Genomic DNA, 25371 nt, shown 5'->3' on the forward strand with positions numbered 1-25371 from the left:
GTGCTTAACCGAAAGTTTCGTGCTTCATAATCGCCTACTTTTCATGTACTAACCGTTGCAGCACATTTAAACGAAACAATATGAAAAAAATAATCCTGTTACTTTTTGGAACTCTTTTAACCATCAATTTTGGTTTTGCTCAAATTCCAGAGGGAAAAGTTGTGGTAGAAAAACTGTATTCTGAACTATTAGAAAATTCTGGTGGAGAAAATCCAACCAGAAGATTGACAATCTATCTTCCCCCAGGATATGAGCAAAGTGAAGAAAGATACCCAGTAATCTATTATTTACATGGTTTCACCTGGAGTGATAGCCTTATGGTTTCAGATGATAAATTTGACAAATTACTAGATAAGGCCATCGTACTCAAAAAAATTAAACCTGTCATTGTTGTTATGCCAGATCAACATACACTTTACCGGGGAAGTTGGTACACCAATTCGACCCTGACTGGAAAATGGGCTGACTTTACGGGTCAAGACCTCGTTGCTTACATAGATAAAAATTTTAGAACAATACCAAATAAAGATAGTCGTGGAGTGGCAGGTCATTCAATGGGCGGGCAAGGTGCGCTAAAAATGGGCATGCTGTTTTCTGACGTTTTTTCCGTAGTTTATGCACTATCGCCTGCAACATTAAGTGCTGTTTCTGAAGATTTTGGAATTCGAGGTAATGGATATAAGAGAGTAACAGAACTTTCAACACGTGAAGAATTGGTAACTGGATCGGATGAGTTTGAAGCTAATGTTGTTGTAGCCATGGGTAGAGCATATACTCCTAATCTTGACAATCCTCCTTTTTATGCAGATTTTCCATATGAATACCGTAATGATTCACTAATTGTCAATTACGGTATTTTCAAAAAATGGGAAGCGAAATCAGTAATCGGAATGGTTGAAAAGCATATAAATGCCCTAAAGAGTTTAACAGCCATAAAACTAGACTGGGGTAGAAATGAAGATTTTGATCATATTCCGGTAACTTGTTTACAACTAAGCAAAAAATTGGAAAACTTAGGAATTAATCACTATGCAGAAGAATACATCGGAGACCACGGAAATAAATTATGGACTGAAGATGGGAGAGCATTAAATGACATGCTACCATTTTTTGACCAATACCTTAAATTCTAAAAGATGAAAACGTGCTACAATAACTAAGAAGTATTCTGACGGCTGGAACAGCCTAGCCTGCATGTGATGCTGAACCCTGACAAAGGCTCAGGGTAAACTTCAATGAAACATTGAAGGGGTGCTGGGAATTAGAGGTACTTGCTGGATATTTTGAGCTTGCAGCATTCAAAATTTGGCAGTCCACAGCCACAGAGCAGCGCAAGGATAAGGCGGTGTTTGAGTAGTTTTGGTGCTTTTAACAGTAGATTAACCCGTAACTGCGGTTATCCGAGACTCTTGGGTGTAATTAGTTTACACTAAAAAAATTAATTGCGAGATTGATTGATACGGATTAATTTGATATATTTGTACGTATAATATGACTATTATGGACACAAAGTTGAATTTAAAGCTTAATCAAAAAATTATTGAGAAAGCAAAGGAATATGCTTCGAACAACAATACGAGCTTATCTCGAATTGTTGAAGCCTATTTGCAATCCTTGACCACCGAAAATGACAGCTCTGAATTTGAAATTTCACCTTTCGTGAAAAGCATCGCAACAGGAACTGAAATACCGGCTGATTTGGACTATAAAAAAGAATATTCTGATTATTTACTAGAGAAATATAAATGAGTAAAAGGATTTTTATAGACACCAATATCATGTTGGACTTTTTAGGAGAGCGAAAACCTTTTTACGAACCGATTGCAAAAATTGCAACCCTGGCTGAAAAAGAAAAATTAACAATGGTTGTTTCTCCTATTTCATTCGCAACAGTAAATTATTTTCTTGCAAAATTCGAGAATCCGAAAATTGCGAGAGAAAAGCTACGAAAATTTAAAATAATCAGTGAAATAGGTTCTCTAGATGAACAAACGATTGAAAAAGGACTTAATTCGTCAATAAAGGATTTTGAAGATGCTTTACAATATTTTAGTGCAACCGAATCAGACTGCGAAATTATAGTAACAAGAAATGGAAAGGACTTTAAAAAATCGTTACTACCTATAATGACAGCAGACGAATTTTTAAAATCTTTGAATAAAAAATAATTACACATCAAAGGATTCCCCGCCTGCGGCAGGCAGGTTTGATAATATTGACCAGGGCAAGCTGATGCAGGCCCTGGAGAAGCATATCCCGGAAAAATGGGCCTTGCTTTACATCAAGAGGTGGCTCGAATCACCAGTTGAGAAGAATTCGGGAGAGCTAGTGGAAAAACAGGGTAAGGGTGCAATTCCGAACCCTATTCTATCACTGGCAGCTTGGTGACTCTTGTTGGCGAAAGTTCTGTATAAAAAGAGCCGTATGACGGGAGACTGTCACAGCCAGTCCCGCTCTGCGGGTTAGGGGTCTGCGAGAGGCTCGGCGTGAAACTCCCCTTGCCTACTCGGCACGAGGCCGTTACCTGAAAGCTATAAAAAAGGCCTTGACAATAATGATAATGGTAGTGTTACGTTCTTGCCATTCCCAGACAAAAATTCAAATGGATGAAATAGTAAAACTGTTAACAGAACAAGTAGAAAGCAATAAGACACCTTCTGTTCAGTACTTATATTTTGACCAAGACAGTGTTATAAAATCCTTTCAAATGGGTTTTGCTGACATTGAAAAAAAGAAGGAAGTGGATTCTTCTGTCACTTACAATGCGTTTTCTGTAACAAAAACATTTACAGCATTAGCTATTTTACAGTTAAATGAGAAGCGAAAACTAGATATAAACAAACCTGTAAGTCAGTACTTTCCTGAATTTTCATATGGGACAGAAATCACAGTAAAACAACTACTCAACCACACGGCAGGAATACCAAACCCTATTCCACTAAATTGGATACATTTGGACAGCGAGCATAGCACATTTGACAGAAATAGCTTCTTTAAATCAATTTTTGTAAAAAACAGGAAAACAAAATCGGAACCCAATGAAAAGTTTGCGTATTCCAATTTGGGCTATGTTATTTTGGGACAACTGATTGAAAATGTATCAGGAAAAACATACGAAAACTACATCACCGAAAATATAGTCCGAAAGTTACCAATCAACCCAAGTGATTTAACTTTTGAGATTATCAGCAATGAAAGACACGCTAAAGGTTATCATAAAAAATTATCGTTATCGAATCTCATATTAGGTTTTATGATAGACAAGTCAACGTTTATGGGAGACACGGAAGATAAATGGCGTTCATTCAATAATTTTTATGTGAATGGGGCGTCCTATGGTGGACTAATCGGAACGCCAACGGCATTTGTAGCCTATCTTCAAGAACTTCTAAAAACAGAAAGTATACTGATATCGGACGAGTACAAGGACATGCTTTTTCAAGAAAACAAGACCAATAGAGGTAAAAATACAGGAATGTGCCTGTCTTGGTTTACGGGGGAACTAAATGGCAACAAGTATTTTGCACATGCAGGTGGCGGTGGTGGATATTATTGTGAAATAAGAATCTACCCTGAACTAAAAACAGGGAGTGTCGTTTTTTTTAACAGGACCGGAATGTCAGACGAGCGATTTTTGGATAAATTGGATAAGTCTTTTATGAATGACTAAAAGCCAGCAGGTAACAATGTAAATAAAAAGTTGGCGAAACTGTACTAAATTCAAGGGTTGGTACTCTTACCAAACTTGGTTCTTATCCGATATTTTATGCTTCAAAATCGCGTACTTTTCATATACTAAACGGTAGCTGCAAGTAGAAACGGATAAAGCCCTAAAAATTGAAAAGGTCCAACTCTTGTTTCCAATATAAGATGCGATTTTTTATATGAAAAATTCTTTTCCTACTATTGGTCCAACCATGAATTTTCCTATATTCACAATGACCAGAACATGAAGAACCCCAGAGGGATCGGGGCAGGCAGTGTGAAGGGAGGCTTTCACGCATAGCCTGTCCCGCAGTTTACGAGAGTTCTGTGGGGGTGAGGGTACGATTCCCTTGCCCGACCCAATTATGGGCAATCAGAACAAAAATGTTGATTGAATCAATAAAAACCTCCTATTCATGAACAAGAAAGAAAAAAAGATCAACCGCCGAAAGTTTGTCAAAAATGCGGCTAAAGGCTATGCCAGTATTCAGGTGGCTTCTACGCTACCCGCATATTTATTCGCCACCTCTGGTTGTAACCCCGCGGAAGCTTCTATTTTTCATGGTGTATGTTACCATGATTGTCCTGATTCGTGTAGTTGGGAAGTTAAGGTGCGAGATGGGAAAGTTATTTCCTTCGGTGGGGACAAAGCAAACCCCTTTACAGCAGGTAAGCTTTGTGGCAAGATGGAAACTTTCCCCGAGGACATTACCTATCACCCCGATAGATTGCTCAGACCCATGAAACGAGTAGGTAAAAAAGGTGAAGGGAAATTTGAGCCTATTAGCTGGGATCAGGCTATTCGCGAAGTAGGTGATCAGCTCAAGAAAACAATTTCCGAGCATGGTAGTGAATCCGTCTTGTCTCATGGGTACATGGGAACCCAAAGCCTGATACAAAAATCGGTGATGAGTAATCGGTTTTTTGCCCGAATGGAAGCTTCGGATATTGCCCATACGATTTGTGGAGGTGCTGTAATCCCGGCCAACTTTGAGGTGAATGGCACAGTGATGGGTGTGTTGCCGGAAGATATGGTTCACAGCCGATACATCATCCTTTGGGGCACCAACACTAAAAACTCAAATGTTCACCAATGGCCTTACGTATTAAAAGCAAGGGAAGCTGGCGCAAAAATCATAGTCGTAGATCCTTTTGTTTCGGCCACTGCTAAAGAGGCCGACTGGCACATTCAACCATTGCCCGGTACCGATGTAGCGCTGGCTTTGGGGATGATGAATGTGATCATCAGCGAAGGCCTGGTAGATCAGGACTACATTGAACGTTATACTTCTGGTTATAAAGAATTGAAAGAGCACGTCAAGTCCTACGACCCTAAAAGCGTTTCAGACATCTGCGGTTTGCAGGAAGATGACATTATCCAACTGGCCCGGGAGTACGCCAAAGGTAAACCCTCGCTGATTCGAATTCTGGTCGGGATCGAGCACAACTATAATGGCGGAGATGCCACCATAGCGATAGCTATTTTGCCGTCCCTAACTGGGGCATGGCGTAAGCTGGGTGGTGGATTAATGCATTTGACGTTTGAAATGGGAGGTCTTGCACTCAACTGGGAACGGCTAGACTATCATCGTCAGATGCCAACACAACCGAAGCGTACGCTCAATATGGTCCAGATTGGACAGCTACTCAATAACCCCGACCTCAATCCAGCCATCAAATCGATTTTTATTTATAACTCGAACCCGATGGTCACGGCACCCAATGCAAACCTGACCAAAAAAGGGCTTGAGCGCGAAGACCTATTGACTGTAGTGCTTGAACACTTCGTGACGGAGACTGCAAAATATGCAGATTATATTTTCCCGGCCACAACACAGCTTGAACATTGGGATATTGGAGATTCATGGGGACAGGTATATATCAACATTAATCAGCCGGCTATTTCTCCAAGGGGTGAAGCCAAACCCAACAGTGAATTCTTCCGACTAATGGCGCGGGAAATGGGTTATACAGAAGAATGCTTTAAAGAGTCTGACAGGGATATTGTAAAATCAGCGTTTGATTCTGATCACCCTTATTTGGAGGGTATTGATTTTGATTACATGCTAAAACATGGCTGGGCCCGCTACAAAATTCCGGAGCCGTATTTACCTCATGCTGAAGGTAACTTTGGTACTGCCAGTGGCAAATGTAATTTTCTTGGTCAAAGCAATAGCCTACCTACTTACAAGGAGGTGGCCTACTCCGAAGAGGAAAAAGACAACTATCCGCTGCAGCTTTTGACAATTAAGAATACGAAAGGGTTTCATAACTCCTCCCATGCCAATGTTAAGCATCTTAGGCGAAAAGAAGGTCGTCTATGGCTTGACATACATCCGGAAGACGCAAATGCACGAAATATCCAAAATGGGGATGAATTGATGGCATTCAACCAACGTGGCAAAGTAATCCTAGAAGCGAAAGTCACAGAGCGCATTCGACCAGGAGTGGTATGTATGCCACATGGATACTGGCCTTCATTGGTCAAAGGTGGCCAGGCATCCAACAATCTGACAGATGACCGATTGACGGACATAATGCTCTGGGGTGGTGGTGCTGCACTTCAGGATTGCCGTGTGCAGGTAGCGAAAACATAAATGTAAACTTAAGTTAATAAAGCCTGTAATACTGTATATGAAATCATACCACCCTTTGCGATGCCAGGCTTCCTAAACTAAGCGTTGCACAGAAGCGAATAAACAGGAATTTGTCAACCTTTGGTAAATCGACTGAATATATAAAATGAAGGACCATGGACGGCAACGTCAGAAAAAAAGTACAGTTTTCGGATCCATCAACTTTTTTTCCCTTAACGCTTGCACCATTCTGGCCCTGAAAACAGCAACCATTTTTTTACCGGAAACAGCAACCGTCCTTTGGAAAGGGAAGCCTTCCATTTACCGGAAGGGGGCCATCCACCGGCAGGAACCTCCAAATAAGTTCTAATTCCTCTTGCCAGAAGATCGCAGAGAGGCACATACCGATCTTTTCGGCCCTCCCCACATCCTGGTCCCTTACTAAAACTGTCCTCTGTACAGTTTCTTCACGATCGGTCCTCTTCCCGGATATGGTGCATTTTTCGGTCCAGGTCGATATCTGATATTTTGAGTTTACAGCATTCAAAATTGCGCAGTCCACAGCCATAGAGCAGTGCCAGGATAAGACGGTGTTTGAGTAATTTTGGTGCTTTTAACAGTATGTTAACCCGTAACTGCGCTTATACCAGACCGTTGGGTATAATTAGTCTTTACTAAAAATATTAATTGCGAGAGAAAAGCTACGAAAATTTAAAATAATCAGTGAAATAGGTTCTCTAGATGAACAAACAATTGAAAAAGGACTTAATTCGCCAATAACGGGTTTTGAAGATGCTTTACAATATTTTAGTGCAGCCGAATCAGGCTGCGAAATTATAATCACAAGAAATCGAGCATGATGGAGGCGACACACAGAGGGATGATTATAAAGCATGCGAGATTCCATATGGCCACTTAAAGACAATTATAAACATATGAAATGGAAAGGACTTTAAAAAATCGTGATTTCAAGAAGAATTTAATTGAGTCTATCTTTTTTTCTGTATTTTTGACTGAACAGTCAGTCAGTATGGTGAAAAGAGAAAAAATAATAGTATCAGCCTTGCATCTATTTGCAAAAAATGGTTTTACAGAAACCTCTGTAGATACCATTGCAAAACACGCCAACGTATCGAAAGGATTAACCTATAGTCATTTTAAAAACAAAGAGGATTTATTAAGGGTCGTTATTGAAAGTACAATAACCGAAATGACTGCGAAAATGATGCAAATTGAAAATCATTCTATTTCATCATTGCTTCAAAATCTAAAAACGAGTCTTATAAAAGATAAGGATATGGTACGTTTGTCAATTCTTTTGCTAATTCATCCACAGACACCCGTTTCAGTAACAACAATGCTAAATAAGCAAAAATTAGAATTGATCGAATTACTCTCATCATTATTAGAAGTTAACTACAAGGACAAAGCAAGAGTTGAAGCCGAATTACTTCTTGCAACAATTGATGGAATTACCATAGATTATGTATTGAATCCTGATATTGAAAATTTAGAGGATAGAATAGATTATATAATAAATAAATACGAATAATGATATCAAGAACCATTAAACCACCAAAATTTCTACACGACATTCACGGGAATTCAACTACTTTATTTGATATTATACTCACCTATATGGGTGGACTGATATCTATCGTGAGTATTTATATTTTATACCTGCAAAACCATATAGATATCCCGATTTGGAAGCTTGTTTTGTTACTCGCAATAAGTGCTGATATTGGAGCAGGTGTTGTTGCGAATTTTACAAAGGGAACAAATTCATACTATGGCGGAGAAGGTAAAAGCAAGTTAAGAATAGTGTTTATTCTATCGCACGTTTTTCATGCTGCAATTTTTCTTTACACCTTAAATTTATTTTCTATAGAAACAATTGGCTTGGCCTGTTTCGTCATTATGTCAACCTTAATAATAAACGAAATTAGAAACAAAGAAGGTCAAAAAGTGGGTGCAGCACTTTCTATGGTAGTTGGGATTGGGGCAATTTTGATTTTAGAAATATCCAATCCGCTATTGTTGTGGTTTTTTCCTTTATACATGACTAAACTTTTTATCGCATTCGGAATAAGACGCCATTAAACACCTATGAAACTAAATATCAAAATTATTGGAACTAGAGATATATATCTAGCATCTGAGCTGCTTACCAGGAATTTTGTTTCAGACCGAGGTGTCATGATGCTTTTTAAAGAGAACGACGCAAATTATACTGAAAAAGTAAACCATTGGTTTAAAGCGACTCTGAAAATGCTAATCGATAATAAGCAAATCATAAAAGGTGCTTTTTGGGGAGATGAACTTGTTGGGGTTTCTATTGTAACACATGCTTCTTACAAACCATCCATTTTGTCATTATTGAAGTGGTCGTATTCTGTTTTTATGACCTGTGGAATTAAAACCGTTAGACAATCTGCAAAGCATGATCTTTCCAGAAGAAAAACGTTTACAGATAAGAATCAATTAATTTTGGAATTTATTGCTGTGAACCAGGAACACAGAGGTAAAGGCATTGGAAAAAAATTGTTTGAAAGTTTAGATGCTTTAGCCAGCAGCAAAAATGCTTCTGTATGGTTAGAAACTACAAAGGATTACAACATTGAGATTTTTAATAAAATGGGCTATCGTTTAATTGATACAAGAAATGAATCAACGGTTAGATATCATATTATGACCAATGAAAAATGAGTCTAACTCGACTCATGGCATCGTACATGCGGGTTTTAGTGGTTGTCGAAGGTGATTGGACATAAATATGTGCGGTGCATTTCGACAAGTTAATGGTTCCGTAGCCGCCACACCCTGCCAAAAACCGAAAAGGGATGTATTACAGTGTTGAATACTGAGGAAACCTGTTTACTATCCGTAGGGGAGGAGTCATTCAGGCGGGCGTTGCCTGTTCCGTTGTCCGGCAGAAAACCCTGGCAGGGCTGATTTACCGAACTCGGGAATCCCTATAAAATCAGTAGATGGACGTGCCCGTCCTTACAAGGATTGTCCTGTAACAGGATAGGAGTGAGGGAAGGGCAGGGTTATTCAGTTCCATTACATCGACCCATTTGAAAGACAGGATGAATTTATGGATGGAGAGCAGAACGGTATTGATCAACCGGGAAAGTTCTAACTGACGCAACTACTTATAGTCGAGACCGTTGGTACAAATAGAAGCAAAAAGATATTGTTTATAATTGAATATTAATAATTTAAAAATAGATGTTCAATGGAAAACGATGATATTAAATTTACAGCGAAACATTTAGCTAACAAACTTAAACTGCGAAGTGGAAATTCTGAAGTAGTAAGGAGGCATAATAAACTGAAAGCAATCTATGACGATGACCCTAGGGAAGCGTTGATAACGGATTCAGCAGTAGTTAATGGTGAAAACCTGGAAGATCCCTTCCACTCTAACGTTTTGATGAATGATGAACTCGACGTACCCCTAAAAACCGGTCTTCATAGAGCTGTTGGAGGAGATCATGATTACGCCACTCCCGGGGACATTTTGTGTGCCGCATTAGCTGTTTGCCTGGAAAGTACTTTAAGAATGATCGCAGATAGGTTGGAAATACAATTAGATCAAACAAAAGTGTCGGTTGAAGCCGCTGTTGATGTCCGGGGAACATTACGATTTGACAAATCTGTGCCGGTAGGTTTTCAGAAAATGAACTTAGAGGTAGTATTAGGTGCTAAAAATGCGGGAGAAAAGGTTTTGAATTCATTATTTGGTGCAGCCGTAAGAAGTTGCGTGGTTTATCAAACGTTAAAACCGGGAATCCCTATAACAAAAACATTAAAAATAGTGTGAATCATTCTTAAACTGGTATTGATAACCAAGTATGCTGACGGATCTGAATGCCGCGTGGAACCCTTGTACAGATCAACTTAAATGAACCGTTGAGCATGTGCCGGGAATTTGCGGAGATGGATTTTTCCTTTTATTTTTAGAGCAATGGGAGATGGTAAAAGTAGCCGTTTTTAAGTGGATTATTTGTTCGAACTCCGGGCCCGGTTCATGTGGGTACTTTGGCTTTTTCCTTATGGGATGATAGGTTTAGCGTGAGCAAATTGATTCAAGCCAACTGCACCGTATAGATTCGAATGATGATGTTTGAAAAGGTATGTTTGATAACTGGAGGAAATTCCGGAATTGGTAAGCAAGCGGCTATTCAGTTGGCTCAAATTGGATTTCGTGTCATAGTCGGTGTCAGGAATCTGGAACGAGGAGAAGTTGCCCTGGCAGAAATCAGAGAGAAATCGGGTAAAAAGGACGTTGAATTATTACAGATTGACCTTTCATCAAAGAAATCAATAATGGATGCGGCAAACGGATTAAAAAATAGCCAAGAGAAACTTGATGTCCTCATTCATAATGCAGCGGATTTTGATATTTCACGTAAGCGACCTGAAAAATCGGTTGATGGCATGGAGCCTATTTGGGCAACCAACCACATTGGCCCGGTATTGCTGACTAATTTGCTTATGGATTTGATTAAAAAAAGAAAATATTGATGCAGTCATGGAATTAACGATGAAGTACCTTAATTAAATCAACGCGTTCCGTTCAGTAAACCATCCATATAGTTTTGACGGTTTTCTATAATAAGTGAAAAATTAAGTTCTTTCTTCCACATTCTGATCAGCAAAAGGTTTTTTTTCGATAGGCTATCAGAAATGGCAAAAAAAAAGCCCCGCAACTGAGACAGTTGCAGGGCATTGTAAATTGCATAAAGTGGAGGATAACGGATTCGAACCGATGACCTCTACACTGCCAGTGTAGCGCTCTAGCCAACTGAGCTAATCCCCCGAATGGGAGTGCAAATATAAATAGGTAAATCTATTCGCCAAATTATTCTGTGGAATATTTTATCCGTGTCAGGATGCTTCTTCCCAGCGTGACTTCGTCCGTGTATTCCAGTTCACCGCCCACGGGAATGCCCCGGGCAATGGTACTGATGTGGATCCCTTTGTTTTGCAGCTTTCGGGTGAGGTAAAAAGAGGTGGTATCCCCTTCCATCGTGCCAGGAAGGGCTAGTATCACTTCCGTCACCGCCTGTCCGGAAGGAGGAGTGTCAATTCTTTTGAGTAGGGATTCGATATTGATTTCTTCGGGTCCGATACCCTGTATGGGCGAGATCACTCCGCCTAGTACATGGTAAAGTCCAGTGTACTGATTCGTGTTTTCGATGGCCAGCAAGTCCGGCAAGTCTTCTACTACGCAAATCAAGCTTTTATCACGTTTATTACCTTCGCAAATGCTACAGGTATCGCCGTCGGAGACATTGTGGCAGATGGCACAATACCGGATGTCGGTACGCAACTTCAAAAGCGCGTCTGTCAGGGACAGCGTAACGGGTTCTTTCTGTTTGAGAAGGTGTAGGGTCAAGCGCAGTGCCGTTTTTTTACCGATACCCGGAAGCCTGCTGATTTCGGTAACCGCGTCTTCTATTAATTTGGAAGGGAAATTCACCAAAGGCGGCGTTAGACAATGGTAGCCTGAATGCCCGCATCCAGGATAGATTCACACATAGGCTTTAACTTTCCGATGCTGCCTTTCTTTACGGAGCACTTGCCTTTGTAATGAATGATCATCGTGCATTGTTCAGCTTGTTCCTGGCTGTGTTTGCAAACCTTAATCAAAATTTTGCTCACATGATCGAACGTATTGAAATCATCGTTGAAAACAACCAGGTCGTGCTCCTCTTTGTCTACCTGCTCATCGAGCAGTAACTCTTCTTCGGTTTCCACTAAATGTTCTAAAGGTTTCATTTTGCAAAGTTAATAATTAATCACAACTTTATCGGCCTTTAGCCTGATGCAATATGGATTCTAATTTAGTACTAATTGTTATAACGTCCTATTTTTTGTTGTTGTTCCTCATTTCCTGGCTTACTTCCAGAAGATTAACGGCAGACACCTTTTATACCGGTGACAGGCAATCTCCCTGGTTTTTGGTGGCCTTTGGAATGATCGGAGCTTCTTTGTCGGGAGTGACTTTTATTTCCGTGCCGGGGGAGGTGGGGAGTACCCATTTTTACTACTTCCAATTGGTACTGGGCTACACCGCCGGATACGCGGTTATTGCCAAGGTATTGCTTCCTCTGTATTACCGGTTAAATCTGGTTTCCATCTACTCATACCTGGAGAGCCGTTTTGGGTTTTGGTCTTACAAGACCGGAGCCTTCTTTTTTATCCTTTCCAGGACGCTTGGCTCTTCCATTCGTGTATTTCTGGTGGCCGGAGTGTTACAGTTGATACTATTTGACCGTTGGGGCATCCCATTTTGGGGCTCCGTATTGATTACCGTTTCGCTTATCTGGCTGTATACTTTCAGAGGGGGGATAAAAACCGTGGTTTGGACGGATACGCTGCAGACCCTTTTTATGTTGCTGGCCGTGGTGGTCAGCATGGTGCTGGTATCTCAGGAGCTGGGGATAGGGGGAATAGGAGATTTGGTGGGAGTGGTTTCCGATCAGCCGTATTCCCGGATCTTTGATTGGGATTGGAAGTCAGGGACGAATTTTTTCAAGCAGTTTTTTTCCGGGGCATTTATTGTAATCGTCATGACTGGTCTGGATCAGGACATGATGCAGAAAAACCTTACCTGCCGAAATCTGAAAGACGCGCAGAAAAACATGTTTTGGTTTACCAATATCCTGGTAGTAGTGAACCTTGTTTTTCTGGTTTTGGGAGTGCTGCTCTACCTTTATGCAGCGGAGAATCAAATTTCGCTACCGGAGCGGACGGATGACTTGTACCCTTTGCTGGCTACTTCCTATTTTTCCACTTTTACCGGGATTGTATTTGTGTTGGGGATAACGGCGGCGGCGTACAGCAGCGCTGACTCGACCCTCACAGCGCTGACCACGTCATTTTGCTATGATTTTCTGGAAATAAACAAAAAATACGAAGGAGCCGCCGCTGTCCGTATTCGGAAAAAAGTCCATTTGGGATTTACACTGCTTATGTTTTTCGTCATTCTGGCCTTCCGCTGGATCAATGATCAGAGTGTGATCAACGCCGTATTTACCATAGCCGGCTACACCTACGGGCCCTTGCTTGGACTTTATAGCTTCGGATTATTTACCTCATTTCAGGTAAAGGATAAGTGGGTTCCCTTTCTGGCGATTCTGGCTCCCTTGATCTCCTTTCTGATTTCCTTTCAATCCGAAATGTGGCTGGGAGGATACCAATTCGGTTTTGAACTGCTTATTTTAAATGGAGCGTTGATGTTTCTGGGACTGCTTATGGTCAGGAGCAAAGAAGTGCACTGAGACGGAACAACAAACTACCGGTAAAGGTATTAATAGGCCTGATCCTTATGCAACAGTAGCGAAAGAATCGTCCAAATGATAATTTTCAGGTCCAACAGGGGTGACCAGTTGTTGACATAAAAGATATCCAGTTTACACCTGGAATAGATATCGTAGAAATCCCTGGTTTCTCCCCGAAAGCCTTTGGCTTGAGCCAGACCGGTAATTCCAGGCTTTACCGTATGGCGAAACATGAAGTTGTCAATTTCGGCGGAGAATTTATAGTTCATAGGTACGGCATGCGGTCTTGGCCCGACAATGGACATGTCGCCTTTGATTACATTAAAAAACTGAGGCAGTTCGTCCATGCTTGTTTTGCGAAGAAATTTCCCTATCCAGGTGACCCGGGGATCGTCCTTGGTGGCTTGTTGGGTATCTGCTTGTTCATTAATGTACATGGTCCGGAACTTATAACAATAAAAGGGAACGTTGTCCTTTCCGTGCCGGAGCTGCTTAAAGATAACCGGGCCTTCCGAAGTGATTTTAATAATAATCCCAATGATCGGAAACAACCAGGAAAATACAAAAACAACCAGGCCGAAGCTGAAAAACAAGTCGAAGGTTCTTTTTAGAACTTGCTGGGATTCATCGAAAAATACCTCTGGAAAAGAGCGGTGAATTCCTCCTTTTCCATACATCGTTTTAATTCGTGGTTTTCTCTCTGTAAGTGTAGAGGCCATACGTGCTGGTTTTGATTCTTAATGAGTAAATTCCTTCCCAACCATTATCATGCCACAAAATCGATATTATGATTTTGTCTTTTTAAAAATGCATTTCAAAACTAAATTAAAGGGTTTTAATTTCCTAATTTTCAAGTCTAATTTTTGATAATGGTAATATTTATGGCTAAAAAATTAATAAATCGTTAATTTTAAACCTGTATGCTTAAATATTCTGTAAAACAGATCTCCTCATAATTTGTTTTAAAAATCACTGTATAAAATGCAATTATTTAGCTGACATTCCGATAACCGGTCGGAAAGGTAAAACCGTTGCTTTAGTGGATAAGGTGTTTGGCGGGATCCCAAAAAACCCGTTCAAAATCGTTGACCTGATCCTGTTCGATCGCAACCCCTTCTTTTTCCAGGAGCCGTTGCATGGCGTTAATGTCTTGAAAATGGTTTTTGCCCGTTAACATGCCAAATCGGTTTACCACCCGGTGTGCGGGAATATTCTCCTGCTGATGGGAGGCATTCATGGCCCAGCCGACCATGCGGGCACTCCCTTTACTACCCAAATAGGCTGCAATGGCTCCATAGGTACTGACCCTTCCTTCGGGAATCAGCTTTACCACCTGATACACCATGTCAAAAAAGTTGATCTTATCCTGCTTCATGTTCCAAATCAATGAGGGTTTGGTTGACAAGTCTTCTGATTTTCTTTTCAGCCAGCTTGGAAGGGGTGTTTAATTGGATTTGCAACTTTAATTTCACAGTGTCCTTCCTGATATCAAGCACCTTCAGGTTCAGTCCATTTGCTTTTATTTCCTGATGAAATGGTTTTAGGGTATGCCTAAGTTTTTCTTCGGTCCGGTCCACGTTTAGGCTTGGGCGATTGCTCATTTCAAACTCAAAGGTGAGTCTTCGTACGCTTTGGCGACTGTGATTCACCACCTGGGAGGAAAGGATCAGGCTATTAGGAATCAATACCAGGTCGCCGTCGTCATTATTTAGTACTACATTCAGTAAGGTGATGTCTTGGATGATTCCTTTTTGCTCGGCGATCTGGATAAAATCCCCCAGCGTAATCTGGTCTGAAAACATGATGATCAGCCCGTTGAACATATTGGTGATGTAATCTTTGGATAGAATGGCAATAGCCGCAGCCACCAGAGCGATGCTACCGAGGAACTCCATGGGTTTAATTTGGAAAAAGATCATCACGGCAAACAGGAAAAAGACCACATTTAGCATGTTGGCAATGTGATTGATTCCCAATACAAAGTTAGAGTGCAATGATTCCGATTTCTTTTTTCTCAGGTAAAATCGAACCAGGAATAGCCTTCCCAGGGAAATCAGTATGTTTCCTGCCAGAAGAAAGACAAGGGCATCCATCATGGAAGAAAATCGGAGCAGCAGGGGGTCTCCCTCCCAATCAAGGATCTCCCGGAGAAATGCTAAAATAAGGTAGGCAAGAATTTTTAATACAAAAACAACCCGTCTTCTTCGTTCATTTGCCTCTAACTTGCTTTTTCCTAATTCGACCATGTTTCTTAAAAATAAATCTTAATTTTATGTTTTGCTTTTGTCATGCAAAAGTACCGGATTGTAACCAAACTAAATAATAGCATGAATAGAAATATTATCATTACGGGAAGTGCAGGGAATTTAGGCGGGGCAGTAGTGAATAAGTTCAAACGAGAAGGGTTTAAAGTCATCGCTGTCATTGAACCGGACAGTGGACATGAGGTGGAGGATGCCGACGATACCTACCAGGTGGATGTCACCGATGAGCCTTCGGTGGAAGCGTTTAGCAAAGAATATCAGATGCAGTATGGAGACCTGGAATGCGTAGCCTTGCTGGTAGGCGGTTTTGGCATGGGGGGAATCGAATCCACCAGCACGAAGGATTTGGATAGGATGATCCGTCTAAATTTTTTCAGTGCATTCAATATGGTGAAATATTTTCTACCCATAATGAAGAAAGCAAATAATGGCACCTTTCTTTTTGTTGGTGCCAAACCGGCCTTGCAGCCCGACGAAGGGAAAGACGTTTTGGCCTATGCACTAAGTAAAGGGTTGGTTATTGACCTGGCGGAGTTTACGGCCAATGAAACAGCTGACCTTAAGGTGAGGTCGCATGTGTTTGTGCCCAGTATCATCGATACCCCGCAAAACAGGGAGTCCATGCCCAAATCCGATTTTGGTCAGTGGGTTAAACCCTCAGAAATAGCAGAAGCCATGCATTACGCAGCTACTAATGCTTCCCTGAGAAACATGACGTTTAAATTATATGGTGGTGTGTATTAACGAATAAATGGATATGAGTATGCGACGATTCCTAGCAGTAGTTTCACTGGTTCTGATCGGTTTCCTGGCGGAAGCCCAAACGGTGTCGGAAACCAGAACCCTAAACGCATTTGATCAGTTGGTGCTGAGTAACTCCATTGAGGCGGAGCTCGTGCCAGGAGATGAATATGAGATTACCATCACCGCATCCGGGATAGCACCGGAAAAGGTGCTGACGGAAATAAACAAAAGGAAATTGGCAGTCAGCATTTCCGGTAGCAATCCTAAATCCAGCGCTGTAAAAGTAGTAATCAGCTATAAACTACTGGATGATGTGGAAGTGGATGCCGGTGCCAAAGCCCTAATAAAAGGAGTGTTGGATCAGAAATCCATCCGCCTACAGGTCGCCAGTAATGGCTATCTGGAGGCAGAAGTAAATGCGGATGACCTGTACCTCTGGGCAGAAACAAATTCCAAGATGTATGTTAAAGGCAACGCCAACAATCTGGATTATAATGCCTTTACCAATGCTGAAATAGATGGGGAAGGCCTGGTGGTCACTAATGCGGAGGTGCGCACCAATACCAACGCATCGGGCTCTTTTGAAGTGTTGGAATCCCTCAAAGGATCAGCCGCTACCCGGGGCCGGATTAAATATAAAGGAGATCCAAACGTGCTGGACATCAAAGAGAGTATTGGTGGTGCGATCGAAAATTGGTAACGCAGGATGAACGCCTGATTTGCAAATGGTTTTTTATCTATATACCTATGGGCATTTCTAGTCTAAAAAACTTGTGTTATATAAAATTTGTCCTTAGAATTGTGCCTTCAAACAAAAACGCATGGTTTTCGCAGTTAGAAGTATTTTCAATCCCTTGGCAACCGGATCCGTTCCGCTTGCTGGCTGCAGCATTTTTTTGAGCCGTACCACCACCACTTCCATCACGGGGTAATCCCGTGTGCAGATCCATAGTGCCCTAATCCCAAAAAGGTCTTCCACCACCTTTTCTTTTACATTTTAACCGAAAAAAGTAGCAATGAAAATAGTAAAATTCGGAGGTTCGTCAATCGCTGATTTGGATAGCATACAGAACGTGCTATCCATCATAAAAAATGCATCCCAAAAGGAAGAGTTGGCCGTTGTTTTTTCTGCCTTTGGAGGGGTAACGGAAAACCTGCTGATGTGCGCCCATTTGGCCAGACAAAACGACCCAGATTACCAGCCACTGCTTCGGGGAATGGAAAAAAGACACCTGCAACTGGTCAAGCAGTTGATTCCTGTACAGAAGCAGTCCAGCGTTTTGACCTATGTAAAAATACGGTTTAACGAACTGGAAGATTTGTATCATGGGATTTTTCTGATCAAAGAGTTTTCGCCTCGTACCTCAGACTATGTAGTAAGCTTTGGGGAGCGAATTTCGGCCTTCATTCTGTCAGAGGCACTAAAGGAAGTTGATCTAGACACCCATTTTGTGGATGCCAGGGACCTGATCCGCACCAATGATCGGTTTGGAAATGCCAAGGTAATTTTCCCGACTACCAACCAATTGATATACGATTTTTATTCCAAAAATAAGGGATTGCTGGTAATCACCGGATTCGTGGCTTCCACCAATAAGGGCGAAACCACCACTCTGGGAAGAAGTGGATCGGACTATACCGCGGCCATCTTTGCTGCTGCTTTAAAGGCAGATAGCCTGGAGATTTGGACGGATGTGACCGGAGTCATGACCGCAGACCCGAAATTGGTGTATTCCGCCATCACCATACCTCAGCTCAGCTACAGCGAGGCGATGGAGCTCTCTCATTTTGGAGCGAAGGTGGTCTTTCCGGCTACCATGCAGCCAGCCATGAAGCGAAAGGTGCCTATTTATATTAAAAACACCTTTCACCCGGAAGTAGAAGGAACGCTTATCTGCGAATCCTCCGAAAACACCAAATTGATCAAAGGGATTTCTTCGTTAAGCCACATCTCTTTATTGAATGTGCAGGGCTCCGGGCTGGTGGAAGTCGTGGGAGTGAGTAGCAGGGTATTTGGAACCCTCGCCCAAGCGCAGATAAACGTGGTACTAATCAGTCAGGCCTCCTCGGAGCACAGTATTTGCATTGCCATAAAAAGTGACGATGCTGACCTGGCTAGGGAGGTGCTGGAAAAGGAATTTCAATACGAAATCCTGGCCGGGGAGATGGATAAAGTTCAAATTATGCCCAATATGGCTGTAATAGCCGTGGTAGGAGAGAACATGAAGCATCACCCGGGGGCCAGCGGCAGGTTATTTCAGGCACTTGGAAGGAATAATATCAACGTTTCAGCCATTGCTCAGGGTAGTTCGGAACTGAATATTTCGGCGGTCATCAAACAGTCTGATCTCCAGAAAGGACTTAATGCCCTTCACGAGGCGTTCTTCTTGTCCGACAATAAGGTGTTGCACGTATTCCTGATTGGTGTGGGGCTGATAGGGAAGACACTCATTAAAATGATCCATAGCCAACTGGCCAAATTGCAGGAAGATAACATGCTGGATATCAAAATCCACGGCTTGGCCAATTCCCGTTTTATGGCTTTCGACGAAGACGGTTTTGACCTTTCTACCCTGCCCGTACCTTCTGAAAAAGATCTGCCCATGAATCTCCAGGTATTCCTGAATACGATGAACAGTATGAATTTTTCCAATTCTGTTTTGGTGGATTGTACTGCCAGCCAGGAAGTAGCAGACACGTATCAGCGGGTGCTGGAGTCGAAAGTGGCCATTGTGACCCCAAACAAAAGGGCCAACTCCGGCACGCTGGAAAAATATAAATCCCTGAAGAAGCTTTCCGATCAGCGAAACATCAAGTTCTTTTATGAAACCAATGTAGCGGCAGGACTTCCGGTCATCAATACCCTGCATGACCTGATCCTGAGTGGAGACAGGGTGATCCGAATTGAAGGAGTGCTAAGTGGTTCTATGAATTACATCTTTAGTGAGCTTAGTAAAGGCACTCCGTTTAGTAAGGTGGTGGCACAGGCAAAAGAAAAAGGATATACCGAACCGGATCCCAGAGATGATTTGAGTGGGATGGACGTGGCCCGAAAGATTCTTATTTTGGGTAGAGAAGCAGAGCAGGAGTTGCATTTTGACGATGTGTCGGTTCAAAGTATGGTTCCGGAAGATTGTGCCAATATCGAATCGGTGGAGGCTTTTCTACAAAAATTAGAGGAACACGATGGGCATTTCAAGCAACTTTTAGAAGAGGCGGACCAGAAGAATGAAAAACTCCGCTTCATGGCTGTCCTTGAAAATGGAAAAGCAACCGTTGGATTAAAGTCGGTAGCTAGCAACCACCCATTTTATTCCCTGGTAGGAAGTGACAACATGATCCTTTTTACCACGGAGAGATACCATGAGTTCCCCATGATCATCAGGGGACCGGGAGCCGGGGCAGATGTTACGGCAGCCGGCGTATTTGCAGACATCATCAGGTTAGGAAATTATTCGAGATAAAATGGAAAGGCAAAAAGTCACCGCATTCGCACCGGCCACCGTAGCAAATGTTTCTTGCGGATTCGATATATTGGGGTTTGCCATCGAAGACCTTGGCGACAAGGTCAGCGTGTACCTTTCGGACACTCCTGGGATTCGGGTGATCAAGATTGAGGGTGACAAGGGAAAGCTTCCCTATGAGGCCGAGAAAAACACGTGCTCGGTAGCGATTCGCGCCATGTTAGATGAACTTGATTTCAAGGGCGGGGTGGAAATCGAACTTTTTAAAGGCTTGCCCCTGGGAAGTGGAATGGGTTCCAGTGCGGCCAGTGCAGTCGCTGCTTTGGTGGCGACCAATACCTTGTTGGGAAATCCCTTTGAGAAAAAGGATTTGTTGCCCTTTGCTATTGAATCGGAACGGATTGCCTGTGGAGCAGGGCATGCTGATAATGTGTCACCAGCCTTGCTGGGAGGGTTTGTGCTGATCCGGGAATACCATCCCCTGGACGTGATTCCCCTACACGTGCCCAGGGGCTTGTATTGCACGCTGGTCCACCCTCACCTGGTGCTGAATACCTCCGATTCCAGAAGTGTGTTAAGAAGAAATGTCTCCCTTCAGGACGCGACGACGCAGTCCGGAAACATAGCAGGATTGGTAGCCGGTCTTTTTCAGGAAGACATGGCACTTATCAGTCGCTCCCTAAACGATGTCATCGCTGAACCTTCCCGATCTGTATTGATTCCGGGCTATGAAGAGATAAAGGAAGGAATCAAGCCCGCAGGGGCCTTGGGTTGTGGTATTTCAGGGTCTGGCCCCACCATCTTTATTTTATCTCCCTCCGAGGAAATCGCCTGGGAAGTGAGCCGAATGGCACAGAAAGTTTTTGATGCCATGCAATTGCCCATAGACCTGTATGTTTCAGCCATTAACACCAGGGGGGCTTACATCATTGACGAGGAAATTTGATCCACATGATACCCAGGTAGCGTTACCATGAACTATTTCAGTACCAACAATTCGAATCATAAAGTATCCTTAAAAGAGGCCGTTATTAAAGGTCTGGCACCGGACCAGGGGCTGTACATGCCCGAAAAAGTACCCGTGCTGCCCAAACCTTTTTTTGAGCAATTATCCACGCTTTCGTTCCGGGAAATGGGATACGAAATCATGGGGGCACTTTTTTCCGATGACCTGAGCCCGGCCCAGATTAAGGAACTGGTAGACCATACCCTGGTGTTTGATGCCCCTTTGGTAAGGGTGGAAGAAGGAATTTACAGTTTGGAGTTATTTCATGGCCCCACCCTTGCTTTTAAGGACTTTGGGGCCCGATTTTGTTCCAAACTCATGAGCATGCTTCAGGATAAGCAGGAATTAAAAGTGCTGGTGGCTACCTCAGGAGATACCGGCAGTGCTGTAGCGAACGGCTTTTATGGGGTGGAGGGAGTGGAAGTAGTCATTCTTTACCCCTCTGGTAAAGTGAGCGAGCTTCAGGAAAAACAATTTACCACATTGGGCGGAAACGTTCGGGCCATAGAAGTAGATGGCGTGTTTGACGATTGTCAGCAAATGGTAAAACGGGCATTTCTGGATCCGGAATTGAACGGTAAGGTGTTACTTACATCTGCCAACTCGATTAATATCGCCCGGTGGATTCCACAGTGCCTGTACTACTTCTATGCCTGGTCCCGACTACCTCAGAATAACCAAAAAACGGTTTTTGCGGTACCTAGTGGTAATTTTGGGAATCTTGCTGCCGGTATACTGGCAGAGAGAATGGGCTTGCCTATTGACTATTTTGTGGCAGCTACGAATATTAATAAAGTGGTGCCGGATTACCTGAATGGAACGGCTTTTTCTGCGAAGCCCTCCTTGCAGACCATCAGTAATAGCATGGATGTCGGGAATCCCAGCAATTTTTACCGCTTGCTTGCTTTGTTTGGAAACGATGAATCCTTACTCAAGGAACGAGTAAAAGGATTTTTTTATACCGATGATATGACCCGGGAGGCGATGCGAAAGGTCCGGACCCAAACCGACTACATCATGGATCCCCATGGGGCGATTGCTTACCTGGGGCTGAAAGATTTTATGGAAGCCGCTTCTGAGCAATATCAGGGCGTGTTTCTGGAGACAGCTCATCCCGGAAAATTCCGTAATGTAGTGGAGGATACCCTGAAAATCCAACTTCCCTTGCCCGAACGTCTGCAGGCCTTTATGAAGCAGGAGAAGCATGCGGATAAAATGGCCAATGACTACGGGGATTTCAAGCGATATTTGCTTGAGCATTAGATCTATCAACTCCTTACTAAGAGGACACTCAATCCAGGAGAGCATCTTTGTTTGGTAACCAAATAAAGGGATGGGCGGATCCGAAGCATACGCCAGTCCAAAAGGTAGGAAAAAATGCGCCATGGTTTATCCCCAATAAACCTGGAAATTTCGTACTTTCACCAACAGATACACCTTGCAAATAAAGTCAACCAACTATGAAGTGGATACAAATGAGTGCATTACAGGGCCTATTGCTGGCTTTTTTGCTGCCTGCAAATGCCCAGGACTGGGAGACGCTGGAACCTGAAACAACTTGTACCGCCAGACACGAATGTGCTGGTGCGGCGGTGGGAGGCAAACTGTACCTGATGGGTGGAAGAGGGGAAAAACCCGTTGAAGAATACAACCCTTCTACCGGTAAATGGGAAACAAAAGGTTTTGCGCCCTTTGAAATGCATCACTTTCAGGCAGTACCTTATGAAGGGAAAATATATGTTATGGGGGCTTTCACCGGAGGTTACCCCCATGAAACGCCGGTAAGTCACGTGTACATTTACGATCCCCGGGACGATAGCTGGACCAAAAGTCATGAAATCCCGGAAGCCCGCAGAAGGGGAGCAGCCGGAGTGGTAGTGCACCGGGACAAGTTTTACCTGCTGGGTGGCGCGCAAGACGGTCATTGGGCTGAAAACAGGGACTACTTAGACGAATACGACCCAAAGACAGGTGAGTGGAAAACATTGCCTTCCATGCCAAGGCTTAGGGACCATTTTCAGGCGGTAGTAGTGGATGACTTGCTATATGCTGTGGGCGGAAGGAGGTCCTTTGCCAAAGAGGGGCATGGCTTTGAACTGACCTATGAAGAGGTAGATGTATACGACTTTGACAGTGGTAAATGGACTACATTGGAAGATCATCCGCTGCCGACCGAGCGGGCCGGCAGTTCGACGATTGCCTACAAGGAGGGTTTTTTGGTGTTAGGAGGAGAAAGCGATGCTCAGGTAAAAGCCCACGATGAAGTCGAATATTTTCATCCCACTGAGGGATGGACCCTATTAAACCGACTTGAAAGGGGAAGGCATGGGTTTCCTGTTGCGGATATTGGGGGAAATTTGTATTTGGCGGCAGGTTGCGGAAATCGGGGAGGCAATCCGGAATTGAACAGCCTGGAAGTAATGGTGAAAGATTAATTTTTTTTTAGTTGAACCAGCAAGCCAGGCTGGAATTAGGATTAGGTAAAATTGAATAGAAAAAATGGTTAAGGGTACACATCAGGCAAAGGAAGATCCCAGAAACAAGGACATACAGATTTTTATTAATGGCACCTTTCATGCCCGGGATCAGGCTAAAATTTCTGTATTTGACAGTGGGTATTTAGTTGGCGATGGGGTTTGGGAAGCTTTCCGGGTTCATGAGGGAAAATTAGTATTTATTGAACAGCATCTTGACCGGCTGTGGCAATCGGCAAAAGTGATTGGAATTGACCTTCCGTTTTCAAGGGGAACGTTGATTGCCAATGTTCGGAAGACCCTTGAGGTCAATGACATGCATGATCACATTCACGTTCGGGTAATGGTAACCCGGGGGATTAAGAAGACACCTTCTCAGGACCCCAGACTTACCATTTCCGGCCCCAACCTGGTGATCATCGCTGAACACAAACAAGCGGCAGCTGAAAGTAAAAATCAGGGAATTCGGCTTTTCACCAGTACCTACCGAAGAGGAAGTCCCGATTACCTGGACCCACGGCTGAACTGCCACAGCAAACTTCATGAAGTGCAGGCGCTCATGCAGGCCATCGAGGCGGGCGCTGATGAGGCCTTGATGCTGGATGTTAATGGCTTCGTATCCACTTGCAATGCTACCAACTTTTTCATGGTAAAAGATGGGGAGGTGTGGACTTCTACCGGACAGTACTGTATGAATGGGATAACCCGCTCAAAAGTAATAGCCCTATGTGAGGCCAAAGAGGTAGTTTGCTATCAAAAGAACTTCTCCCTATTTGATGTTTATGGGGCAGATGAGGCCTTCGTCACCGGTACCTTTGGAGGGCTCACGCCAGTGGTTAACATTGATGGCAAATCAATTGGAGGTGAAGAAGCCGGACCTGTAACCCGGCAGTTGAGCACCTGGTATGAAGAACTGATTTTACAGGCAATTCACTGATGAGTAACCCCATGTCTACCAAACGATTGTTTTTATGGTCCGGCCCACGAAATATTTCCACGGCCCTGATGTACAGTTTTTCCCAACGGGAAGACTGTTTAGTGGAAGATGAGCCGCTCTACGCCCATTACTTAAGTCGATCCCCTGCCCGGCCTTACCATCCTGCTTCGGAGTTGATACTGAATCAAATGGAAAATGATGGACAAAAAGTAGTACAGCACATGCTCTCCAAAACAGGAAAGCCATTGCTATTTTTTAAAAACATGACCCACCACCTGATTGAACTTGATTGGTCCTTCATGAAGCAGGGAATGAACGTAATTCTAACCCGGAATCCCAGGGAAATGCTCCTGTCTTTCTCCAAGGTGATCGCAAAACCCGTAATGGAGGATGTAGGCTACGCCATGCAATGGAACCTGCTACGATACCTGAGGGAAAATGATTTCCCCTTGGTGGTAGTGGAGGCTAGGAAATTTCTTCTTGATCCGGAAAAACAACTCCGGCAATTATGTATGGCCTGTAACATCCCCTTTGATCCAAAGATGCTTGCATGGAACCCCGGGCCTCTTCCGGAAGATGGGGTTTGGGCCGACTACTGGTACCAAAACGTCCACCAATCCAGCGGATTTCAACAATATAATGAAAAGAAGGAAGCATTGCCGGAAAATTTATTGCCTTTGTACAAGGAATGCGAGCCCCTTTATCAGAAACTTTTAGCCTACTCCCTTTGATTGGTATCAAATGCTTATCTATAAAGTAAAGGATGAGTAAGTAGACGACGATTACATTCTGAGGGAGCAAGGTTGGATATTTCCAACCAGGCGGCAATTAGCAAGAAAAACTACCTGGAATTAGGAGTAATTTTACAATGCATGGGTTTCATGCTTGCTTTGTCGTTTTATAAAA

The 25371-nt window shown here is 43.1% G+C and carries 25 protein-coding genes, 1 tRNA gene and 1 pseudogene; 19 read left to right on the forward strand and 8 right to left on the reverse strand.

Annotated elements, in window-relative coordinates; genetic code table 11:
- The first annotated feature begins 80 nt into the window (after positions 1-80).
- The 5 genes from GJS45_RS02915 to GJS45_RS02935 all read left to right on the forward strand — a co-directional run bounded on the left by GJS45_RS02915 (position 81) and on the right by GJS45_RS02935 (position 6302).
- The gene (locus tag GJS45_RS02915) at positions 81-1133 is read left to right on the forward strand and encodes an alpha/beta hydrolase (protein WP_162339976.1); all 1053 of its coding nucleotides are present in this window, start codon (positions 81-83) and stop codon (positions 1131-1133) included.
- A 367-nt stretch (positions 1134-1500) separates the two neighbouring features.
- Entirely contained in the window at positions 1501-1749 is a 249-nt protein-coding gene (locus GJS45_RS02920) for a DUF6364 family protein (protein ID WP_162339977.1), read from the forward strand.
- Positions 1746-2168, forward strand: coding sequence for a type II toxin-antitoxin system VapC family toxin (locus tag GJS45_RS02925; protein WP_162339978.1), 423 nt, complete (start codon positions 1746-1748; stop codon positions 2166-2168). The genes GJS45_RS02920 and GJS45_RS02925 overlap by 4 nt, the downstream gene beginning before the upstream one ends.
- Before the next feature lie 434 nt (positions 2169-2602).
- Positions 2603-3670, forward strand: coding sequence for a serine hydrolase domain-containing protein (locus tag GJS45_RS02930; RefSeq protein WP_162339979.1), 1068 nt, complete (start codon positions 2603-2605; stop codon positions 3668-3670).
- Between the two features lie 451 nt (positions 3671-4121).
- Positions 4122-6302 (forward strand): molybdopterin-containing oxidoreductase family protein, encoded by a 2181-nt coding sequence (locus GJS45_RS02935; RefSeq protein ID WP_162339980.1) that lies wholly within the window; start codon positions 4122-4124, stop codon positions 6300-6302.
- A gap of 183 nt (positions 6303-6485) precedes the next feature.
- Here the strand turns inward: GJS45_RS02935 and GJS45_RS24155 are convergent.
- A pseudogene (locus GJS45_RS24155) lies at positions 6486-6634 on the reverse strand (IS91 family transposase); the annotation flags it as partial.
- Positions 6635-6748: 114 nt separating this feature from the next.
- Positions 6749-6904, reverse strand: coding sequence for a tyrosine-type recombinase/integrase (locus tag GJS45_RS24030; protein WP_202928033.1), 156 nt, complete (start codon positions 6902-6904; stop codon positions 6749-6751).
- Between the two features lie 317 nt (positions 6905-7221).
- Between GJS45_RS24030 and GJS45_RS02945 the strand changes: the two genes are divergently transcribed.
- The 5 genes from GJS45_RS02945 to GJS45_RS02965 all read left to right on the forward strand — a co-directional run bounded on the left by GJS45_RS02945 (position 7222) and on the right by GJS45_RS02965 (position 10814).
- Positions 7222-7833: a TetR/AcrR family transcriptional regulator gene (locus tag GJS45_RS02945; protein ID WP_162339981.1), complete on the forward strand. Its 612-nt coding sequence runs from the start codon at positions 7222-7224 to the stop codon at positions 7831-7833.
- Positions 7833-8384, forward strand: a complete 552-nt coding sequence (locus GJS45_RS02950; RefSeq protein WP_162339982.1) for a hypothetical protein — start codon at positions 7833-7835, stop codon at positions 8382-8384. The genes GJS45_RS02945 and GJS45_RS02950 overlap by 1 nt, the downstream gene beginning before the upstream one ends.
- Before the next feature lie 6 nt (positions 8385-8390).
- Positions 8391-8990: a GNAT family N-acetyltransferase gene (locus GJS45_RS02955; RefSeq protein WP_162339983.1), complete on the forward strand. Its 600-nt coding sequence runs from the start codon at positions 8391-8393 to the stop codon at positions 8988-8990.
- A gap of 532 nt (positions 8991-9522) precedes the next feature.
- Positions 9523-10110 (forward strand): OsmC family protein, encoded by a 588-nt coding sequence (locus tag GJS45_RS02960; RefSeq protein WP_162339984.1) that lies wholly within the window; start codon positions 9523-9525, stop codon positions 10108-10110.
- A 293-nt stretch (positions 10111-10403) separates the two neighbouring features.
- Positions 10404-10814, forward strand: a complete 411-nt coding sequence (locus GJS45_RS02965) for an SDR family NAD(P)-dependent oxidoreductase (RefSeq protein ID WP_162339985.1) — start codon at positions 10404-10406, stop codon at positions 10812-10814.
- 221 nt (positions 10815-11035) lie between these two features.
- On the opposite strand, the gene GJS45_RS02970 is transcribed toward GJS45_RS02965, so the two are convergent.
- The 3 genes from GJS45_RS02970 to GJS45_RS02980 all read right to left on the reverse strand — a co-directional run bounded on the left by GJS45_RS02970 (position 11036) and on the right by GJS45_RS02980 (position 12071).
- A tRNA-Ala gene (locus GJS45_RS02970) sits at positions 11036-11109 on the reverse strand.
- A gap of 42 nt (positions 11110-11151) precedes the next feature.
- Positions 11152-11772: a recombination mediator RecR gene (recR, locus tag GJS45_RS02975; RefSeq protein ID WP_162339986.1), complete on the reverse strand. Its 621-nt coding sequence runs from the start codon at positions 11770-11772 to the stop codon at positions 11152-11154.
- A gap of 11 nt (positions 11773-11783) precedes the next feature.
- On the reverse strand, positions 11784-12071 hold the full coding sequence (locus GJS45_RS02980; RefSeq protein WP_162339987.1) for an ATP-dependent Clp protease adaptor ClpS: 288 nt from the start codon (positions 12069-12071) through the stop codon (positions 11784-11786).
- Positions 12072-12124: 53 nt separating this feature from the next.
- On the opposite strand from GJS45_RS02980, the gene GJS45_RS02985 reads away from it, so the two are divergent.
- Positions 12125-13576: a sodium:solute symporter gene (locus tag GJS45_RS02985; protein ID WP_162339988.1), complete on the forward strand. Its 1452-nt coding sequence runs from the start codon at positions 12125-12127 to the stop codon at positions 13574-13576.
- Between the two features lie 29 nt (positions 13577-13605).
- On the opposite strand, the gene GJS45_RS02990 is transcribed toward GJS45_RS02985, so the two are convergent.
- The 3 genes from GJS45_RS02990 to GJS45_RS03000 all read right to left on the reverse strand — a co-directional run bounded on the left by GJS45_RS02990 (position 13606) and on the right by GJS45_RS03000 (position 15822).
- Positions 13606-14295: a sugar transferase gene (locus tag GJS45_RS02990; RefSeq protein ID WP_162339989.1), complete on the reverse strand. Its 690-nt coding sequence runs from the start codon at positions 14293-14295 to the stop codon at positions 13606-13608.
- Between the two features lie 317 nt (positions 14296-14612).
- The gene (locus GJS45_RS02995) at positions 14613-14951 is read right to left on the reverse strand and encodes an MGMT family protein (RefSeq protein WP_162339990.1); all 339 of its coding nucleotides are present in this window, start codon (positions 14949-14951) and stop codon (positions 14613-14615) included.
- Complete coding sequence (locus GJS45_RS03000; RefSeq protein WP_162339991.1) at positions 14938-15822, reverse strand: mechanosensitive ion channel family protein; 885 nt, start codon at positions 15820-15822, stop codon at positions 14938-14940. The genes GJS45_RS02995 and GJS45_RS03000 overlap by 14 nt, the downstream gene beginning before the upstream one ends.
- An 81-nt stretch (positions 15823-15903) precedes the next feature.
- Here GJS45_RS03000 and GJS45_RS03005 point away from each other — a divergent pair, with 81 nt between their 5' ends.
- The 8 genes from GJS45_RS03005 (at position 15904) to GJS45_RS03040 (ending at position 25196) form a co-directional block, all read left to right on the forward strand.
- Positions 15904-16584, forward strand: coding sequence for an SDR family NAD(P)-dependent oxidoreductase (locus tag GJS45_RS03005; protein WP_162339992.1), 681 nt, complete (start codon positions 15904-15906; stop codon positions 16582-16584).
- Between the two features lie 19 nt (positions 16585-16603).
- Entirely contained in the window at positions 16604-17284 is a 681-nt protein-coding gene (locus GJS45_RS03010; protein ID WP_162339993.1) for a GIN domain-containing protein, read from the forward strand.
- 316 nt (positions 17285-17600) lie between these two features.
- Complete coding sequence (gene thrA, locus GJS45_RS03015) at positions 17601-20048, forward strand: bifunctional aspartate kinase/homoserine dehydrogenase I (protein ID WP_162339994.1); 2448 nt, start codon at positions 17601-17603, stop codon at positions 20046-20048.
- A 1-nt stretch (position 20049) separates the two neighbouring features.
- A complete protein-coding gene (locus GJS45_RS03020; protein ID WP_162339995.1) occupies positions 20050-20994 on the forward strand; it encodes a homoserine kinase in 945 nt (314 codons plus the stop codon).
- A gap of 27 nt (positions 20995-21021) precedes the next feature.
- Entirely contained in the window at positions 21022-22317 is a 1296-nt protein-coding gene (gene thrC, locus GJS45_RS03025) for a threonine synthase (RefSeq protein WP_162339996.1), read from the forward strand.
- Positions 22318-22514: 197 nt separating this feature from the next.
- Positions 22515-23489 carry a Kelch repeat-containing protein gene (locus GJS45_RS03030; protein ID WP_162339997.1) on the forward strand — a complete coding sequence of 325 codons (975 nt, stop codon included), beginning with the start codon at positions 22515-22517 and terminating at the stop codon, positions 23487-23489.
- Between the two features lie 64 nt (positions 23490-23553).
- The gene (locus GJS45_RS03035; protein ID WP_162339998.1) at positions 23554-24465 is read left to right on the forward strand and encodes an aminotransferase class IV; all 912 of its coding nucleotides are present in this window, start codon (positions 23554-23556) and stop codon (positions 24463-24465) included.
- A gap of 11 nt (positions 24466-24476) precedes the next feature.
- Entirely contained in the window at positions 24477-25196 is a 720-nt protein-coding gene (locus tag GJS45_RS03040) for a sulfotransferase-like domain-containing protein (protein WP_162339999.1), read from the forward strand.
- The last annotated feature ends 175 nt before the right edge of the window (positions 25197-25371 follow it).

The organism is Cyclobacterium salsum, assembly GCF_010119245.1.
Taxonomy (GTDB): Bacteria; Bacteroidota; Bacteroidia; order Cytophagales; family Cyclobacteriaceae; genus Cyclobacterium; species Cyclobacterium salsum.

Bases quoted from the DNA above. Each gene is read 5' to 3' on its own strand.
- GJS45_RS02915 (WP_162339976.1), top strand. From the start codon at position 81: ATGAAAAAAATAATCCTGTTACTTTTTGGAACTCTTTTAACCATCAAT.
- GJS45_RS02920 (WP_162339977.1), top strand. From the start codon at position 1,501: ATGGACACAAAGTTGAATTTAAAGCTTAATCAAAAAATTATTGAGAAA.
- GJS45_RS02925 (WP_162339978.1), top strand. From the start codon at position 1,746: ATGAGTAAAAGGATTTTTATAGACACCAATATCATGTTGGACTTTTTA.
- GJS45_RS02930 (WP_162339979.1), top strand. From the start codon at position 2,603: ATGGATGAAATAGTAAAACTGTTAACAGAACAAGTAGAAAGCAATAAG.
- GJS45_RS02935 (WP_162339980.1), top strand. From the start codon at position 4,122: ATGAACAAGAAAGAAAAAAAGATCAACCGCCGAAAGTTTGTCAAAAAT.
- GJS45_RS02945 (WP_162339981.1), top strand. From the start codon at position 7,222: ATGGAAAGGACTTTAAAAAATCGTGATTTCAAGAAGAATTTAATTGAG.
- GJS45_RS02950 (WP_162339982.1), top strand. From the start codon at position 7,833: ATGATATCAAGAACCATTAAACCACCAAAATTTCTACACGACATTCAC.
- GJS45_RS02955 (WP_162339983.1), top strand. From the start codon at position 8,391: ATGAAACTAAATATCAAAATTATTGGAACTAGAGATATATATCTAGCA.
- GJS45_RS02960 (WP_162339984.1), top strand. From the start codon at position 9,523: ATGGAAAACGATGATATTAAATTTACAGCGAAACATTTAGCTAACAAA.
- GJS45_RS02965 (WP_162339985.1), top strand. From the start codon at position 10,404: ATGATGATGTTTGAAAAGGTATGTTTGATAACTGGAGGAAATTCCGGA.
- GJS45_RS02980 (WP_162339987.1), bottom strand. From the start codon at position 12,071: ATGAAACCTTTAGAACATTTAGTGGAAACCGAAGAAGAGTTACTGCTC.
- GJS45_RS02985 (WP_162339988.1), top strand. From the start codon at position 12,125: ATGGATTCTAATTTAGTACTAATTGTTATAACGTCCTATTTTTTGTTG.
- GJS45_RS02990 (WP_162339989.1), bottom strand. From the start codon at position 14,295: ATGGCCTCTACACTTACAGAGAGAAAACCACGAATTAAAACGATGTAT.
- GJS45_RS02995 (WP_162339990.1), bottom strand. From the start codon at position 14,951: ATGAAGCAGGATAAGATCAACTTTTTTGACATGGTGTATCAGGTGGTA.
- GJS45_RS03000 (WP_162339991.1), bottom strand. From the start codon at position 15,822: ATGGTCGAATTAGGAAAAAGCAAGTTAGAGGCAAATGAACGAAGAAGA.
- GJS45_RS03005 (WP_162339992.1), top strand. From the start codon at position 15,904: ATGAATAGAAATATTATCATTACGGGAAGTGCAGGGAATTTAGGCGGG.
- GJS45_RS03010 (WP_162339993.1), top strand. From the start codon at position 16,604: ATGCGACGATTCCTAGCAGTAGTTTCACTGGTTCTGATCGGTTTCCTG.
- thrA (WP_162339994.1), top strand. From the start codon at position 17,601: ATGAAAATAGTAAAATTCGGAGGTTCGTCAATCGCTGATTTGGATAGC.
- GJS45_RS03020 (WP_162339995.1), top strand. From the start codon at position 20,050: ATGGAAAGGCAAAAAGTCACCGCATTCGCACCGGCCACCGTAGCAAAT.
- thrC (WP_162339996.1), top strand. From the start codon at position 21,022: ATGAACTATTTCAGTACCAACAATTCGAATCATAAAGTATCCTTAAAA.
- GJS45_RS03030 (WP_162339997.1), top strand. From the start codon at position 22,515: ATGAAGTGGATACAAATGAGTGCATTACAGGGCCTATTGCTGGCTTTT.
- GJS45_RS03035 (WP_162339998.1), top strand. From the start codon at position 23,554: ATGGTTAAGGGTACACATCAGGCAAAGGAAGATCCCAGAAACAAGGAC.
- GJS45_RS03040 (WP_162339999.1), top strand. From the start codon at position 24,477: ATGTCTACCAAACGATTGTTTTTATGGTCCGGCCCACGAAATATTTCC.